Here is a 16,302-nt window from a genome sequence, read left to right as displayed (position 1 = left end):
CACTAATTCGCCTTTCTTCTCATCAGCAAGTAGATAAATAGACCACTTCCGATGACGCCTACCGTCAGACTGATGGATATTTCGTATGGATATATAATGAGCCTGCCCAGAATATCACAGAACAGGAGGAACACCGCACCGAGAATGGCAGTATGCGCCAGATTTTTTTTCAAGTTATCGCCTATGTATAGCGTTACTATGTTAGGTACAACAAGACCCAGGAATGGAATCGTACCTACGGTTAAAATAACAACTGAAGAAATTAACGCTACAATCACCAATCCTACGTTCACTACCGCTTTGTAGTTCATACCGAGATTGACGGAGAAATCCTCCCCCATACCGGCAACGGTGAACTTATTGGCGAAAACATACGCGAGAATGACAAGTGGAATACTGAGATAGATTAATTCGTATTGACCCTTAATAATCGTTGAGAAATCGCCAAGCATCCAAGACGAGATATTCTGAACCAAATCATTTTTGTAAGCAAAAAATGTAGTAATCGAGCCTACAATGTTCCCGAACATGAGTCCGACCAGCGGGATAAAAATACTATCCTTGAACTTGATCCGATCTAAGATTCTCATAAATATAAATGTTCCTAGTAGGGCAAAAACAAAAGCAACGAGCAGCTTCTGCATCGGTGTCGCCCCTGTGAACAGCATCAGGGACACGAGAATACCGAATTTCGCGGAATCCATCGTGCCCGCCGTAGTGGGAGAAACGAATTTATTTCGTGATAATTGCTGCATAATTAATCCGGCAATACTCATGCTTACACCAGCTATAATCAGTGCAGCTAAGCGTGGAATCCGGCTGACTAGCAGAGTCTGTATCTGAGATTCCGTAAGCGAAAAAAGATCCAAAGGTGAAATGTCTTTTACGCCTATAAACAAAGATATAAATGAGAATACTATTAGAAGTAGGGACAAATATTTTAGTTTCATGAGTTGTTCCTTATCTGTTTAATAGTTAAATAGTTTGACAAATAGATGATATTATCGGTATTGATAATGATTTTCATTTGCACTATGTTCGATTATACCTAAGCCCACTTTGAGGGTCAACCCTTTCGTATAGTAAAATTTAAAACAATTGAATTTTATAAATAACATTAAAAAAGAGACACCCTAATAGGCATCTCTTTATCACATGATCTATTTCCGCTAGCTATAGCAGTTATTTATACTTGTGCCAATCCTGATTACTGTTCTCCAACAGATGTGCAAAATCATTCTCAAGCCGCTTTTGCTCAGCTTTTCGCTGATCTTCAACCGCTTTACGAGCAGCTTCCTTGCGGTCATTCTCTTCCGCTTTCAACGCATCAGATTGTGCCTTCAGCTTTCCAAGAACATCACTGCTCAACAGGTCTTTTAGCGTAGCTGGTCCATCGGTCGCAGCAGGACGCGGAGTGGTAGGCATTTTCTTTTTTTTAGCCACTGTCAATCATCCCTTCTAGTTATGAATTAAATTGGAATTTGTTTAAATTATTGGTCTTTTCGTTTATAATGTTCACTAAGAGGTGAGCCATATGAAGTCCACTGATTTATGTCCCCAGCTACAAAAAAGTATGGATATTATCGGCAGGCGTTGGACAGGTTTAATTATCTACCAGCTCCTCCAAGGACCGCAACGTTTCAATGTGATTGAAGCAGCCTTGCCCATCAGCGGAAGATTGCTCTCCGAACGACTTAAAGAGCTGGAACTGGAAGGGATTGTCCTTCGAGAAGTATTCCCTGAGACACCTGTGCGAATCCAATATTCCTTAACGGATAAAGGACTTGCCCTGGAGACAGTTATCCGGGATTTGCAGCGTTGGTCAAAAATATGGATTGATTGTGACACAAATAGTGTAAGCTCAACACTCAAAATGTAAGCGTTTCAATTGTGGCAATTAGATTTTAAGTCCAACAATCACTAAATCACGTTCTATACCATCCAATTCAGCTACACCGGGTAGTAATCCCCACTGCTTAAAACCGAATTTTTCTAGCAAACCAAGGCTTGGATCATTATGTCCGAACACAAAACCAACTAGATTCTTAATGCCGAGACTAGGTGCTTTCTCAATGGCCTCTTTCAAAAGAATTCTACCGGCTCCACCACCACGGAACTTTTCACTCACGTATACACTAATTTCTGCTGTTGCATTATACGCTGGACGACCATAGAAGGATTGAAAGCTGAACCATGCCGCAATCTCATCTCCCTGCCTAAGTACCCATAAAGGACGATGGTGGCTGTTATGCTCATTGAACCATTTTTCTCTGTCTGCAACAGTAATAGGTTCCAGATCCGCAGTTACCATCCGTCCAGCAATCGTTGAGTTATAAATCTCCACAATAGCTGTTAAGTCTGTAGGTTTTGCATCTTCAATCCTGCTATTCTCCCAACTCATCCCTTGATTCCTCCAAATGTGTTAATTCACTCAGGCCGACCTGCTCCTGGCTCCATTGCCACAGCCGCTGCGCCTCTTGTTTATTCTGTGCTCTGGGAGTCAGCTCCTGATTCTTTCGTCGATAATAATATTGACCGGTTACCTCTTGCAAATCCGATTCTGTAGCCAAATAGATCGCTGTATCGGCTCCTTGTTCAGGAGTTAAAAAGAAGTATGACAGCAGCTTAAGGATCGACTTGCCAAAGCCTGTCTCCCGGTTAACACCTATATTTGTGCCCACTGCTCCTGGATGCACGCAATTCACCGTTACTCTTGTCCCTTGCAGGCGTGCTGCCAACTCTTTCGTGAATAGTATATTGGCTAACTTGGATCGAGCATAGGCTTTTGCGGGATTGAAACGGCGTGCGAGAGTTGGATCTTCATAGTGAAGTGCACCTATTTTGTAAGCACCGGAAGCAACCACAACGATACGGCCTTGCTCTGCTGCTTTTAAAGGCTCCAGTAACAGATTCGTGAGCAAAAAATGACCCAAATGGTTCACACCAAGATCCATCTCAAAGCCGTCCTTCGTAAGCTGACGCTTAATCGTGACTACCCCAGCGTTATTGATGAGTATATCTAGAATCGGATATTTCCGGGTGAATTCCTCCGCAAAACTGCGAATGCTCTCCAGCGAGGCCAGATCACACAACATCAGCTCGATATCCACGGAGTGGCTCTTTTGCTTGGCGGCAGCCAGTGCTTCCTCTCCACGCTGGCGATTCCGGCATACCATAATTACTTTGGCTCCCTTGCGAGCCAGTTCAACTGTCGTCGCTAGCCCCATACCAGAATTTGCTCCAGTTACAAGTGCAATTTTACCTCTCATCCCAAGAATCACTCCTCTCTCAACAACCGTACCCCAATAAGCTTCCGCCTAACCTTACGAGAAGTATATTCAAGATTATGTTACACCAACTAGTAGGCTCAAGAAAAGCTTCTTGTCAGGTTTTAAAAGTATAGGTGATCAAATATGCATCCTTCTTTACGGAAAGCTTGCGAATAGGCATGTTATGATTAGCCAACGATAGATGTAGTCCGTCTCGTGCGTCTAGTCTATTTTTGATCTATAATAGGAATATTGCAGTTCTAATCGTGAAGTTGAAAGGGGAACACCAACTATGAATAATGCTCTGACAAGCCTAGAGCAGCAAATGACGGGCGAAGGCCTTGATGCCCTGCTCGTAACAGATCCCAAACATGTCTACTATTTAACCGGATTCGCCAGCGATCCACATGAACGTTTTCTCGGTCTGCTGTTGATACGCGGAGAAGAGCCAATGCTCATTCTACCCGCACTAGATGCAGAAGCGGCTCAAGCAGCTTCTTCGGTCACCAAGATCATAACTCATAATGATACCGATAATCCCTATAACCTGCTTAAAGATTGTTTCGGCAGCAGTAAGCTAGGTACTCTTGGTATAGAGAAGGAACATTTCTCAGTAGCCCGTTTTGAGCATCTAACCGCAGCCGTTCCAGCAGAACGTTTTAGTGATATAGGTCAATTGCTGCGCAGCATGCGCTCCAAAAAGACCCCAGATGAAGTTAAACGCATGAAACATGCCGCTGAGCTAGTTGAGGAAGCTTTGCGCCGCGTGCTTACCCATGTGAAAACAGGCGTTACAGAAAACGATTTAGTAGCGGAACTGGAATATCTAATGAAAAAGGTTGGCGCTTCCGGCCCTTCCTTCGACACTATGGTGCTTTCTGGTCCAAAAACAGCCCTGCCTCACGGTGTTCCAGGCAACCGGGTCATTCAGCCAGGCGACTTCCTGATGTTTGATATTGGGGTGTATGCTGATGGTTATGCTTCTGATATTACACGTACCTTTGCTATTGAATCCGTGGACGACAAGCTAATCACGATCTATAACACCGTGCTGGCTGCCAACGAAGCTGGGATCGCTGCTTCCAATCCTGGAGCTCCTTTCGGTTCTGTCGACAAAGCTGCGCGTGATGTGATTGAGGAAGCCGGATTCGGAGAATATTTCTTGCACCGTGTCGGACACGGACTGGGTATGGATGTTCATGAATATCCATCACTCCATGGACAGAACGATGACATTATCGAGATCGGCAATGTATTCACCGTTGAGCCAGGGATTTATGTACCGGGACTAGCGGGTGTGCGTATCGAAGATGATCTGATTATTACAGCTGAAGGTGCGGAAACCTTAACAAGCTTCCCTAAGGAACTGACTATTCTTCATTTGTAGAAAAGAAAATATCAAGAGTATCCGAAAGATATTAAAATCAAAGATAGCCCATCCCTAATAAGTTGGAAAAGAATCACTTTCAACTTACTGTGATGGGCTTTCTCTTTTCCCGCACCATACTCGACTTGTTCAGACCCTTTCAAATCTATAATCCCTTTCAACCTTACAAACTCTTGTTTTATAAGTGAGTTTCAACATTTCATCTGCCATTTCCGCATATTGGTTATCTCCATCAGTTCGTTCAGATGTAAAAATCACTGCATATAAGGTGGTTTTGATGTGTTAGCAATCTCACTCATGACTTTGCCTCCGTTTTGTGGTTATTAATAGGCACATTTTTTGCTTTCTCCATTAATTTATACTATCTATATTAGCGCTTGAATAGAAACGAGCTGTTCAGTGAAAATAAAGTATCAGACTGGAGCTGTTGATTTAGCGTGTTTTTTGAATTGAAGAATCGCCAGCTTTTGAAAAATAAGTAGACTGCTGCTATTGTCATTGAACTAACGTTTCCCGTTTGTTCAAAAACTTTGTGTTAAAATACATTCCTAACAACTGCAGTTGTATTTTCCAAAATTCTCTCTCAGTTATAAGTTTTCTAATCCCCAATCGCTGTAGGTGTATTTTTTATTATGATAAACGTGTTTGAAATCTCTACAAAAATTCAGAAGTTTTCGGCTTCTTGTTTCAAAAGATCTATCACATGTCACTTATGGTAAGGTTCACCGTAACGGGGCTAGCGGCGAAAAAACTAAAAGGAGCTGCCGCGGCATGCTCCTTCGCTTAACGCTCTTAATGCTTCGATCGTCTTCTCAAGGTTTTTTGACGTGGTATGCAAATTTGCAAATGATCTTCACACAGGATAGCCTCCCTATCGTCAAGCTTGTTCCGCTGCCTTTAGCAAACGAAGCAACAGCTCCTTACGCGGTTCCTGCGCCTTTCGAGCCAATGCAGCCAGCTTCTCCGCCTTGCCTAAAATCGGGTACAGCACTCGTTCGGCCTCGTAATTCGGTAAAGCCTCGACATGCTGCACCAATAGCGATAGCTTGTCTTCACTTTCCAGTTCAGGCTGAATCCTCAGCTTCAGCGAATCATGAGAGCAACGCAGGCAAGCGACCAAGGCGGGCATCGAGCGTTCGGTTATGCCATGGGTCTCGGCGAAAACAGCTGTGAACTTGTCCTGCACCAGCTGATGCTCCTCGTCTACAAGGGCCATGTAGGTCTCTACCAACGGAAAATAGCGCTCGTCCGTGAGTCCCAGCCCGAATACGGCATAACTGCCCGGCATGACGCTTTTCTCACCTTCCGTATCCTCGTACCACACAAACTCTTCCATCGCCTCACGAGCGTATTCCTCCAATAACGGATACAGCTCGGAATAGGCCAGTGCATTTGCGAAAAAACGATGCGTATCCGATTTGGCAAGTCCTTTAATGGGTAATGCCTCTCTCACGCTGGATTTTAGCTTGATTTTGTATCTTTTTGGGAAACCCTTCCGGAGTAGGGAGAGAATGAACGAAATCGCCCGTTCGTACGCACCAGCCTCTTCTTTACGAATAACGACCGTAATGATGGAAAACACATCGTTAGCCTTGCATTCAGTCAACTCGTCACGCAGATGAACGTCTTCTCGCGCGAAGGTGTCGCTACCTTCCTTCAACATACGTTCGGCTTTGCCGCTGCCCAGCTGCCTCGCAAGCTCCAGAAAAGTCATGCCCTTGGCTTTACTGTAACTTGGCTCGTAACGAAGAATCATCACAGCGCCGTACAACAGCAGATCGATAGGCTGGTTCGGCTCATCCATATGCTTGAGAGCCTTATCCGGCTTGATTCCATTTTCATTGGTTCTGTATTCGGAAAGCGTAACATCATAGTGACGTGGCAGGAATACTTCCTCGGTCCAGTGGGTTAAAGCTCGAATGATATCGCTTCGATGCTCCCTCAGCGCTTGCGCCCGTTCTTTATTCAACGCCTGAATCCGGTCAAATATAGCAATCGTCCGTCCGACGTCCGGTTCGTTGAACAAATACGGGTCCAACAGATGGCGTGTCAAAAAGAAAGTTTCTAACGGCTTTGTCGGGTAAGCGCCCTTCTCCAGTTTTTGCTCGATATAGGACTCAACCCGCTCCAGAAGCTGCCGCTTTTTCTCTTCATATATGATGTCAAACACCGTTAATCTCACGGGCCCGTCTGCCGTTGCGAATCTTCCCTTCAAGCTAAATCGGTAATCGATAAGGGCCGACGTATGCAACTTGTCCAGTTTCTCCCTTACGATGCTCGCCAACCGGGGCTGCACCTCATGCAAGACCTCCTCCTGCGTAAAAGGAGACGCCTTCATCGACTTGCGCCCTGAAGCATTCCTTCTAAAATCCGAACTGCCAACGCTAGTCCTACCCGGTCGATAATCCAGCACAATGTCGTTAAAAATGCCCACTTGCAGCGTGGTACGCCTGACAGCGCCCTCCACGTCCTTTCGTTTCTCTTGTTCCTCAAACCACTCATAAATTGCTGCTTTCATCTCTTCCAGTGCTTCTTCCTGTAGTGCGTTCATGGTCTCCCGCCTTTTCCACATGTTTCTTCACTCATCGCATCCAAAATATCGTTTTTTTCCCTTCGGAAAATTCACTATCCTTGCGATTTCCGAGCAGCCAGCAGTAACAATTCCAACCCGCCGACATTTTCAGCTCTACACCACTTGCAATCCATTTATCGGCTAGTTCTTGCGCAATATCCGTTACTGCCAAAGTTACTGCTACCACAAAATCCGATAGCATAGCTGCCTCAATCCACCGTTCAATATCCGCCTCAGACATTACTTTAGGATCCGGGATCACTCCTGCAAAGTACATAGAGTCGTATTTCCATGTAGCATAGAGCGGCCAAGGTTGCTCCTCATTAAATCACTTATTTATCACCTAGCTTTATCCCCGCTATTCAACCTGTTATGTACATGAAAAGTTACCTTTGTCCCTGTACCTAACGTACTTGTGATATGGAGTCCTGTTCCAAAGTGCCGTTTTAATCGCAGATCAGTATTAATCAATCCGACGCCTGAACGACTATCTGCTTTCCTTTCTAATATTCGTTGCAATTGGACCTCGTCTATTCCGTCCCCATCGTCTTCAACGGTTATCTCTGCATGCGTCTCATAGACAGAAATCCGAATAAGAATCGTTCCTCCACGATTGCGCTTCATTATGCCATGTCTTATCGCATTTTCAACGAGAGGCTGGATCGTAAGAAATGGGACTTTTATGTCTCCACTGTCATCTGTCTCCCAAATAACCTGTAACCTTTCTTCAAACCGAACCTTTTCAATATATAGATAAGAACGTACTAGACTTAACTCCTCTTCTATCGGAACAAGCCTATCCATGTTTTGAAATTCAAATTTATTCCTCAGAAAATTGCTGAATTCATCGAGCAAAATACGCATCTTATCCAAATTAATATCACTTAAAGCTGTTACAGCATTCAACGCATTAAATATAAAATGAGGCTGGATTTGCGCTTGCAGCCATGCAGCTTCTAATCGCAGTTGTTCTCGAACGGATTGTTTAATCGTAGCTAACGCCTCAATCCGCGATTTTATTTCTATTGCTTCCACTGGCTTCGTCACATAATCGTTTGCCCCCGCTATAAAGCCGCTCTGAATATCTTTCGGTTGGCTTCTTGCAGTAAGGAGCAATACAGGGAGCTCCGTGAGTGTAAACCGCTCACGAATCATTCGTGTCAGCTCATAACCGGACATCTGTGGCATCATGATATCGGAGATGACCAGATCCCATTCCTTAGTGTCCAGTACAGCTAATGCCTCTTTACCGCTCGTTACCATCGTTAAATCATATTCGTCTGGTGGTAGTATGGCTTCAAGTACTTGAAGGTTGACAGGATCATCATCAACAACTAATAGAATCGGACGTTCACGATTCATTTCTATTAAAGTTGTTTGATTCGTAGCTGGCGGAATCTTCACTTTTTCCATATACACTGAGGAGGCTATTTCTTGAATCGGCATGGATTGTAATGGTTCAAATGAGTTGGTCAAATCATTCTCTTCCTCCTCTTCCAAACCTGCTAGCCTTAATGAAAATGTGAATTTTGAGCCCTCTCCTAAAACAGAGGACACTACTAACGTACCTCCATGAAGCTCAACCAGTTGCTTGCTTATACTTAAACCCAACCCAAAGCCACCATCAATCATAGTCTCACTCGTGCTGGCTTGCTCGTACGGACGGAATAGGCGCTTAAGCATGTTCTCATCCATTCCGATCCCGGTATCAGCAATAACGATATAGGCTCGTCCATCTTTTACAAAAGCTTGAATCGAAATGACCCCATCATTCGTATATTTCACAGCATTATGAAGTAAATTGAAAACGATTTGAACAACCCGGTTCTCATCCGCATTTACTGGAGGAAAATCTTCAGGAATTTGATTTGCAATTTTTACAGACTTCACATCTGCATTTAATTGCAGCATATCAAGTACTCCGGTCACAATTGGCTGAATATATATGACTCTTTTGTGTATGCGCGGATTGCCTTCCCGTAAACTCATCACATCAATTAAATCGTCTAATATCAATGTCATTCGACGTCCTACAGATAAACCCGTTTCAAGCTCTTTGATACTCCTTTCCTGCAACAAATGCCGCTCCCGTTTTAAAACGGATTGTGACATATTAAGAATACTATGAAGCGGATTTTTAAATTCATGAGAAGTATTTGCTAGGAATTGATCTTTATGGTCATTCATCCTTTGCAATGTTGTCGCAAGCTCTTTCGTGTTCGCATGCATGATAAAATAATCTTTAAACCATACAGAGGCTAAACAAGCTATCGCAATAATCAAATCGAACGGATAATAGACAAGACTCAAACCGCTATCCAGCAAGATTAACGACCAAAGAGCATAGTTCATCAACGCAAGAAAAGAGAAAAGGAGTAAAAGATTGCTCTTTAAATCTTTAATTACTTTTTTAAACATCGTAATCAGCGTTATAACTGCAGCAGTACCACCTAATACATAATAAATAGGGAAGAGCATGATCACCTGAGTTGGATTTAAAAACAACGTGATGCCGGCAGTCCCTAGATTCATTATTTTATAGACAGGGTACATCCTACGCCAATATGGAAGCTCGCGATGATTCGTACACTGGAGCAAAGCATAGGCTGCAATAACGAAAGCAATATTAGTCAGCCTAAAATCCCAATCAATTCCAATGTAAAATAACTGATGGAACAACTTCTCATCCGTACTAAAGACACTCGTGATCGTTACACATAATGCAAGCAAACTAAAATAAAGCAGCTTCTTTTCCTTATTTCCTATTAAATACAAAATAAGTGCATAGACAGCGTGCATAATAAAAATAATTGCTGCTAAAAACTGCATAAAAATGGAAGCCTTCATCTCTTTGGCAATGGCTTCTTCTGAACCGAATTTTATGGATCGGACAATGCCCCCGCTTCGACTATCCACATAATTTGCCGCCTGAATCACGAGTTCGATTACACCGTTGTCATCTGCTGTAAAGGTTGTAGAATAAGGTAGGTCCTTCGAAATATATTCATCCTTTGTTGTCGCCACCTGTCCGGATTTAGTAAGTAATCGACCGTTTACATATAATTCTGATGCAGTGCGTACACTGGGTACACGAATACTATAATTAAGATGCTTCGCCGGGTCTACATAAAGAAGCAAACGATAAGAGCCATACCCGTATGGAGATGGCTTGTCAGCATGCAAAACTTCACTCCATCCTCCCGGTACCTGAATGTGTCTTGGCGCATTATCGCCTAACATTTGTTGCCGACTACCATCTATCAACCATTGCGAGGGATAAAACTCCCATTCCCCATCAAGTAAGTGAATGCTGCCATCTTCTGCATTCCAATTGCGTAAATCGAATTGCCCATTATGAATTGACGCCTGTTTGGGATATTGAAACGCTTCCATCCATAAAATGCGAAAACCAGTTAAAATAACTAATATGAAAACTAGCAATAACATTATATAGCTCTTTTTCATTTGATATTTGGATGAGTGAGTTTCCACGAAGTATTTCTCCCCTAGTCATTTTCTTCTAAGACATTTAAATAAGTACTCTCCATAATTTACCACAGTTAATATAGGAGAAACAGACGATAAAGACATCTTGATGTCTATTATATAGAAATACCGACTTGGAATTTCGCGAGTTTGTTGTTCACAAGAAAACTATAGCATGTTCTTTTCAACTAAACTGCCAGTTAGTTGAACAAATAAAAAAACGGCTGCCTAAGCAACCGCTGTTCCACTAACTACCCCGTGAGCTCAATGATCTGAAGAAATTGTTTCACTCAAGCTATTCCTCAGAAATCTCTACGTACTATCTAAACCCAATTTGACGCCGAAATTAGGCATTAACCTTGCCTAGGGCGAATATCTTAACGGGGAAATACATTAAAAAAAATGAGGCGATACACTTGGGATACTTCGTTACTGTGGAACCGGGCGTAAAAGTATTTATAGAGGACATCAATCCGAAGGGAAATAAAACGATACTTTTTATTCATGGCTGGCCGCTAAACCATAACCAGTTCGAATATCAGTTCAATTTCCTTCCTAAGCTCGGATATCGTTGTATCGGAATGGACTGGAGAGGATATGGCAATTCGGATAAACCATTCGATGGTTACGGTTTCGATAGATTAGCAGATGATCTTCGTATGGTCATCGAAGCGTTACAGCTAAAAAACATAACACTGGCAGGACACTCTACCGGAGGAGCGATCTCAATTCGTTATATGGCTCGTTATAAAGGGTACGGGGTATCTAAACTCGTCCTGATCGACGCTGCGTCTCCATCAAGCGTTCCAAAAGAATTTACGAATAAAATCATCGAAGAGACAAACAATGACCGTCCGAAAATGCTGCAAAACCAAACGGAGAGCTTTTTCTTTCAGTACATTTCTGAAGCGAAATCCGAATGGTTCTTTCTAATGGGTTTACAAGCTGCGAATTGGTCGACCTCCGCCATTATGGTCACGCTAAGAGACGAGAATGTTTACAACGATCTTGGACAAATCGATGTGCCCACATTAATTATTCATGGAATTCATGATAAAGTCGTTCCGTTTACCCAAGCTCAGGAAACAAATAAACTGATTAAAAATTCGCAATTAGTTCCATTCCAATACAGCGGCCATTGCCCTTTTTTGGAGGAGCGTGATAGATTCAACCAACTATTATCTTCTTTTGCATAACGCCTCGGATTAGCCGCACCATCGCTCCCAATAATATAGTCCGATAATGCCCGATGATTGAGCAAACCTGCCCGTTAGCTTAATAAAGCAGCGTCAATCTAATACCTAGCTTTCAGTTCATTAATTCATCTTTTGGATACAACTGCTCTGCTGACATCTTCACGCCTACATTCCCCACATCCCGCGAATCGACTCTGCCTCTTTGACCATCCTGCCGACTAGTTCCGAGACCGTAGGGGTATCATGGATCAACCCTGTCACTTGGCCTGCCCAGCCGATGCCCTCTTCTTTGACATCATCATAAATCCAGCGCTTATTGGCTGCACCGCTAATATATTCTTTTAAGGCTTCATAAGTCGGAGTCACACGCTCAATTTCGAGAATCTTATCTATGTACTCACTACGTAGCACTCGCGCGGGCGCTCCGATAGAGCGTTTGATTACGACTGTATCTGACTCAGAGCTTTCTACTAGGGCTTTTTTATAAGAAGCAGCCGCATGAACACATTCAACCGTAGCAACGAATCGTGTGCCCATTTCAATTCCCTCAGCCCCCAGTGCATGGGCCGCCATCCATCCGCGGCCATCCCCGATCCCGCCTGAAGCAATCACAGGAATATCAACCGCATCAACTACTTGAGGAACGAGCACCATAGTCCCTACATCATCACGTCCCAAGTGGCCTCCTCCCTCCTGCCCAACAACAATAACCGCAGAAGCGCCTAATTGTTCAGCTTTTTGGGCTTGTCTGCGTGAAGAGACGAGCACGAGCGTTTTAATATCAGTCTGCTGTAGCATTTCCAGTATAGGGGCCGGATTCCCACCGGTGAGACTCACCACGGGAACCTTCTCGTCGATGGCGACCTGCACCCGATCTTCATAACCAATACCATGCACACCGATGGCAAAATTAACGCCAAAAGGCTTGTCCGTCAAAGTACGTACCCGTTCTATTTCTGAACGTAAAGCCTCTGCGCTCGGAAGACTCATCGCTGTGACCTGACCCAATCCACCAGCATTCGAAACGGCAGCTGCGAGGTCTGCATAACCTAAATAAGCAAGCCCACCTTGAATAATAGGATACTCTATGTGTAATAACTCCGTAATACGTGTGTTCCATTTCATCTTCATCTACACCTTTCCTATCTTTAACCACAGCAGAATCACAGCAAATAAAAGAGCAATTCCCCCTGCCAGATAATCCATTTTCTGAAATTGCAATACCCTATAAGAAGTTCTTCCTTTACCATTTCCATAAGCACGCGCATCAATCGCATAGCTCAGCTGTTCAGCACGTTGAATCGTCGTGAAGAGCAAAGGAATAATGGTCGGGACATAAGCAAATATCCGTTTAGGCAGTGATAATGCTGTAAGGTCATAACCTCTAGCCTTTTGTGCGAGCAGAATACGATCCAGCTCCTCCTTGATGGTAGGAATAAACCGGATCGCAATCACTATCATTAAGGAGAATTGTTCTACGGGTACCCCCATTTTGGATAGAGGTGCAAGTAGCTTTTCAAGACCATATGCTAAGTCTAGCGGTTTAGTCGTTAACGTTAATACTGAGGCTAATAAGATGAGCAATATAATACGCCAAACAAAACGTAATCCTGTTCGCAGTCCCTCTTCAGTTACCTCAATAAAGGACCACGACCAGAGGATCGTTCCTTTGGTGAACACAGCATTATACAGAAGGGTAAACAGCAAAACAAATAATAACGGCCGCAGCCCCCGCCAGAAGAAATGAATAGGAACCTTCGACAGCAGCAAAATTCCGAATACAAAAACAGTTGCAACTGCATAGCTAAGCCATGTTCCAAGCATCAGAAAGCTAAGCATGAGAATCACGATACTAACAAGCTTTATACGAGGATCTAAACGATGGAAAATCGAATGCGTCTCCACATATTGACCCACTATTACGGAATCAGCCATGTAGACGCCCCCTCGAATGCCAAATTGGCTGAACAGCATCGAAGATATCCTGCTCTTTACAGCTAGCAACCTCTATTTTTTGGCCAGATAGTTCCTCTACTAGCTTCAAAAGCTGTACGGGTTCAGGCATGGACAAGCCCAGATCCACCAATAATTCTTCCTTTTCCATAAATAGTGTTCTGGGGTCAAAATGTCCTTCTAGCTGACCTTTATGGAAAACCAAAACCTCATCCGAGTACTCAGCAACATCCTCCATCTGATGCGAAACGAAGAGAATGGTGCGCTGATTTTGTTGCTGCCAAGTCTTCAGTAGCTTCAGCAAAGATACTTGGCTAGCTGGATCTAGCCCCGCTGTCGGTTCATCCAAAATTAGCAGCTTCGGATTCGTCATCAACACGGAGGCAATGGCCACACGACGCTTTTCTCCACCGCTTAATTGGAATGGATTTAAGGGGAGAATGCCCTCTGACAGACCCACTTGCGGTAAAATCCTTTCAATCGCCTCCGTGATTTGCTGGCGTGAAGCACCCTGCAGATTCAGAGCAAAAGAAAGCTCCTTTTGCACCGTAGTTTCGAATAGCTGATGCTCTGGATACTGAAACACAAAGCCTAGCTCCGGGACGACCTTTAATTGTCCTTTGGCATCTCTGGGAGCAGGCTGCTGATCAATCCAATATTCTCCTTTTACGGTGGGAATCAAGCCCTTCAGCACTTTGACAAAGGTAGACTTTCCTGCACCCGTGGGACCGATAATCGAAATCCATTTACCCGCAGTTATGGTGCAGTTTATATTGTGCAAAGCCATATGATCAGCATAGTTTACACTTAAATTATCTAATTGGTAGACCATTGTGATCGAATTATCCCCTTCCAATCGGCTGTTGGCGGCACTTCTGAATGGAGCAATGCATGTACACGCACGGCAAAAGGCAGTTGTAATTGATAGTCCGCAACAGGCATCGTTTCAAAAAAAGCCAGTGGAGCACCATCATACTCAAGTCGCCCTTGATGCAGGAGTAATAATCGTTCTGCTGAAAGCACTTCCTCCATATGGTGAGTGATCTGAATAATGGTCAGACCTTGACGATGCAGCTCTTGCATAATGGCAAGCACCTGCTGCCTTCCCTGAGGATCAAGCATAGAGGTGGCTTCGTCAAAAATAATGACTTGCGGGTGCATTGCCAATATAGCCGCAATAGCGACACGTTGCTTCTGACCTCCAGAGAGCTGATGTGGCATAGCGTCCAGGTAATCCTCCATATGAACAGCCTGCAAGGCATGCTCCAATCGACTGCGCATTTCCTCCCTTGGCACACGAACGTTCTCCAAACCAAAAAGCACCTCATCCATAACGGTTGTGGTGATAAATTGATCCTCTGGATTCTGAAAAACAAAGCCAATTTGCTGATGAATATCTGCAAGATCAGCTGGCTTTGTGGTGTCTAGGCCCTTAAACTGTACAGCCCCTTTTCGCGGTAGCAGCAGTCCGTCCATGAGCTTTGCAATGGTGGATTTGCCAGAGCCATTCGCGCCAACAATCGCCACAAACTCTCCTGCTTCTATCGTAAAGCTGATATCCTCTAGGACAGGCTGACCCTTTTTATAATAAAAATGAACTTGATCGAAGGTAAGCATTTATTCACTCCCCTTTTGACGATGCCAAGTAGCGAAAAATGCCCCAATGCTGTTCTCGGAAAATGCAGGTGCAGGCTTCTCCCATTTCGTCACTTTTGATCCATTCACAGCAAAGATTTCACCGGTTAAATCCGCGTCAGACTCACTCAATAATGCAGTCACAAAGGAAGCAATATCCTCCGGGCCACCTATTCGCCAAAAGTCTGGGAACGGTTCATTACGACTGGCATGTTTCGCTTTCAAATGATCAATGACAGGTCTGGTCATATCTGTTAAAGCGGCTGGCGAAATCGCATTGACTCTAATTTGATCACGTTTAAGCTCCGCTGCTAGTGTCCACGTCATTCCAAGTATTCCAGCTTTGGCTGCACTATAATTCACCTGACCCACAGAACCTGTTAGTCCAGCCGTAGAGGTCATCAACAGGATATCGCCACCTGTCTGGCGCATATATGGAAGTACGCGTTGAATGCTATAGTAGGTGCCATTTAGATGTACATCCAACACAGCCTTCCACTCTTCATCCGTCATCCGTAGACATTTCTGATCCTGCAAATTCCCAGCGTTAGCTATCAATACCTCAATACGGCCATACCGTGTAATAACCTCATCCACCATTGCAGTGACCGCAACTGGATCTGCTACATTAGCAGAGTATCCTGATGCCTCACCACCCGCCTGACGAATCTCGTGGACAACCTCATCGATTAAGACTTGTTTTGTACCATTTACAACCACTACATAACCGGACTTGCCGAGCTGCACGGCAATACTACGCCCGATCCCTCTGGTTGCTCCAGTAATTAAGGCTACTTTGTTCAT

At 44.0% G+C, this 16,302-nt stretch carries 14 protein-coding genes and 1 pseudogene; 3 read left to right on the top strand and 12 right to left on the bottom strand.

From position 1 onward, the window contains the following. Positions 1 to 2 precede the first annotated feature (2 nt). Both NST34_RS06340 and NST34_RS06335 read right to left on the bottom strand, forming a co-directional pair. Positions 3 to 950, bottom strand: a complete 948-nt coding sequence (locus NST34_RS06340; RefSeq protein WP_076284117.1) for an ABC transporter permease — start codon at positions 948 to 950, stop codon at positions 3 to 5. A gap of 232 nt (positions 951 to 1,182) precedes the next feature. Continuing rightward, the gene (locus NST34_RS06335; RefSeq protein WP_143759304.1) at positions 1,183 to 1,425 is read right to left on the bottom strand and encodes a YqkE family protein; all 243 of its coding nucleotides are present in this window, start codon (positions 1,423 to 1,425) and stop codon (positions 1,183 to 1,185) included. 109 nt (positions 1,426 to 1,534) lie between these two features. Here NST34_RS06335 and NST34_RS06330 point away from each other — a divergent pair, with 109 nt between their 5' ends. After that, positions 1,535 to 1,879 (top strand): winged helix-turn-helix transcriptional regulator, encoded by a 345-nt coding sequence (locus NST34_RS06330; protein WP_042185654.1) that lies wholly within the window; start codon positions 1,535 to 1,537, stop codon positions 1,877 to 1,879. A gap of 18 nt (positions 1,880 to 1,897) precedes the next feature. Here NST34_RS06330 and NST34_RS06325 read toward each other — a convergent pair whose 3' ends face one another. Together NST34_RS06325 and NST34_RS06320 are read right to left on the bottom strand one after the other, a co-directional pair. Then, positions 1,898 to 2,401, bottom strand: coding sequence for a GNAT family N-acetyltransferase (locus NST34_RS06325; RefSeq protein WP_339269375.1), 504 nt, complete (start codon positions 2,399 to 2,401; stop codon positions 1,898 to 1,900). Further along, positions 2,385 to 3,269, bottom strand: coding sequence for an SDR family oxidoreductase (locus NST34_RS06320; RefSeq protein WP_042185650.1), 885 nt, complete (start codon positions 3,267 to 3,269; stop codon positions 2,385 to 2,387). The genes NST34_RS06325 and NST34_RS06320 overlap by 17 nt, the downstream gene beginning before the upstream one ends. Positions 3,270 to 3,561: 292 nt before the next feature. On the opposite strand from NST34_RS06320, the gene NST34_RS06315 reads away from it, so the two are divergent. Continuing rightward, positions 3,562 to 4,656 carry a M24 family metallopeptidase gene (locus NST34_RS06315; RefSeq protein WP_341127392.1) on the top strand — a complete coding sequence of 365 codons (1,095 nt, stop codon included), beginning with the start codon at positions 3,562 to 3,564 and terminating at the stop codon, positions 4,654 to 4,656. An 877-nt stretch (positions 4,657 to 5,533) separates the two neighbouring features. Here the strand turns inward: NST34_RS06315 and NST34_RS06310 are convergent. The 3 genes and pseudogenes from NST34_RS06310 to NST34_RS06300 form a co-directional block, all read right to left on the bottom strand. Then, entirely contained in the window at positions 5,534 to 7,207 is a 1,674-nt protein-coding gene (locus tag NST34_RS06310) for a DUF6138 family protein (RefSeq protein WP_341127391.1), read from the bottom strand. 55 nt (positions 7,208 to 7,262) lie between these two features. Then, positions 7,263 to 7,538, bottom strand: a pseudogene (locus tag NST34_RS06305) (DNA alkylation repair protein); the annotation flags it as partial. Between the two features lie 29 nt (positions 7,539 to 7,567). Beyond that, the gene (locus tag NST34_RS06300) at positions 7,568 to 10,693 is read right to left on the bottom strand and encodes a hybrid sensor histidine kinase/response regulator (protein ID WP_341129510.1); all 3,126 of its coding nucleotides are present in this window, start codon (positions 10,691 to 10,693) and stop codon (positions 7,568 to 7,570) included. Positions 10,694 to 11,130: 437 nt separating this feature from the next. Between NST34_RS06300 and NST34_RS06295 the strand changes: the two genes are divergently transcribed. Then, positions 11,131 to 11,910 (top strand): alpha/beta fold hydrolase, encoded by a 780-nt coding sequence (locus tag NST34_RS06295; protein WP_076298258.1) that lies wholly within the window; start codon positions 11,131 to 11,133, stop codon positions 11,908 to 11,910. Between the two features lie 165 nt (positions 11,911 to 12,075). Here NST34_RS06295 and NST34_RS06290 read toward each other — a convergent pair whose 3' ends face one another. From NST34_RS06290 to NST34_RS06270, 5 genes are read right to left on the bottom strand one after another with little or no spacing between them, the layout of a single operon-like run. Next, positions 12,076 to 13,035 carry an NAD(P)H-dependent flavin oxidoreductase gene (locus NST34_RS06290; RefSeq protein WP_341061364.1) on the bottom strand — a complete coding sequence of 320 codons (960 nt, stop codon included), beginning with the start codon at positions 13,033 to 13,035 and terminating at the stop codon, positions 12,076 to 12,078. 6 nt (positions 13,036 to 13,041) lie between these two features. Further along, positions 13,042 to 13,845 carry an energy-coupling factor transporter transmembrane component T family protein gene (locus NST34_RS06285; RefSeq protein ID WP_341127390.1) on the bottom strand — a complete coding sequence of 268 codons (804 nt, stop codon included), beginning with the start codon at positions 13,843 to 13,845 and terminating at the stop codon, positions 13,042 to 13,044. Next, positions 13,838 to 14,695, bottom strand: coding sequence for an ATP-binding cassette domain-containing protein (locus NST34_RS06280; protein ID WP_341127389.1), 858 nt, complete (start codon positions 14,693 to 14,695; stop codon positions 13,838 to 13,840). The genes NST34_RS06285 and NST34_RS06280 overlap by 8 nt, the downstream gene beginning before the upstream one ends. Continuing rightward, complete coding sequence (locus tag NST34_RS06275) at positions 14,680 to 15,480, bottom strand: energy-coupling factor transporter ATPase (protein WP_341127388.1); 801 nt, start codon at positions 15,478 to 15,480, stop codon at positions 14,680 to 14,682. Before NST34_RS06275 ends, NST34_RS06280 begins: the two co-directional genes overlap by 16 nt. After that, on the bottom strand, positions 15,481 to 16,302 hold the full coding sequence (locus NST34_RS06270; RefSeq protein WP_081382714.1) for an SDR family NAD(P)-dependent oxidoreductase: 822 nt from the start codon (positions 16,300 to 16,302) through the stop codon (positions 15,481 to 15,483).

Source organism: Paenibacillus sp. FSL H7-0714, assembly GCF_038003765.1.
Lineage (GTDB): Bacteria > Bacillota > Bacilli > Paenibacillales > Paenibacillaceae > Paenibacillus_AQ.
This window is presented reverse-complemented; position numbering and strand designations above follow the sequence as displayed.

What these genes read in the sequence shown, in the direction of transcription:
- NST34_RS06340 (WP_076284117.1), bottom strand. Translation starts at nt 950, where the DNA reads ATGAAACTAAAATATTTGTCCCTACTTCTAATAGTATTCTCATTTATA.
- NST34_RS06335 (WP_143759304.1), bottom strand. Translation starts at nt 1,425, where the DNA reads ATGCCTACCACTCCGCGTCCTGCTGCGACCGATGGACCAGCTACGCTA.
- NST34_RS06330 (WP_042185654.1), top strand. Translation starts at nt 1,535, where the DNA reads ATGAAGTCCACTGATTTATGTCCCCAGCTACAAAAAAGTATGGATATT.
- NST34_RS06325 (WP_339269375.1), bottom strand. Translation starts at nt 2,401, where the DNA reads ATGAGTTGGGAGAATAGCAGGATTGAAGATGCAAAACCTACAGACTTA.
- NST34_RS06320 (WP_042185650.1), bottom strand. Translation starts at nt 3,269, where the DNA reads ATGAGAGGTAAAATTGCACTTGTAACTGGAGCAAATTCTGGTATGGGG.
- NST34_RS06315 (WP_341127392.1), top strand. Translation starts at nt 3,562, where the DNA reads ATGAATAATGCTCTGACAAGCCTAGAGCAGCAAATGACGGGCGAAGGC.
- NST34_RS06310 (WP_341127391.1), bottom strand. Translation starts at nt 7,207, where the DNA reads ATGAACGCACTACAGGAAGAAGCACTGGAAGAGATGAAAGCAGCAATT.
- NST34_RS06300 (WP_341129510.1), bottom strand. Translation starts at nt 10,693, where the DNA reads ATGAAAAAGAGCTATATAATGTTATTGCTAGTTTTCATATTAGTTATT.
- NST34_RS06290 (WP_341061364.1), bottom strand. Translation starts at nt 13,035, where the DNA reads ATGAAATGGAACACACGTATTACGGAGTTATTACACATAGAGTATCCT.
- NST34_RS06285 (WP_341127390.1), bottom strand. Translation starts at nt 13,845, where the DNA reads ATGGCTGATTCCGTAATAGTGGGTCAATATGTGGAGACGCATTCGATT.
- NST34_RS06280 (WP_341127389.1), bottom strand. Translation starts at nt 14,695, where the DNA reads ATGGTCTACCAATTAGATAATTTAAGTGTAAACTATGCTGATCATATG.
- NST34_RS06275 (WP_341127388.1), bottom strand. Translation starts at nt 15,480, where the DNA reads ATGCTTACCTTCGATCAAGTTCATTTTTATTATAAAAAGGGTCAGCCT.
- NST34_RS06270 (WP_081382714.1), bottom strand. Translation starts at nt 16,302, where the DNA reads ATGAACAAAGTAGCCTTAATTACTGGAGCAACCAGAGGGATCGGGCGT.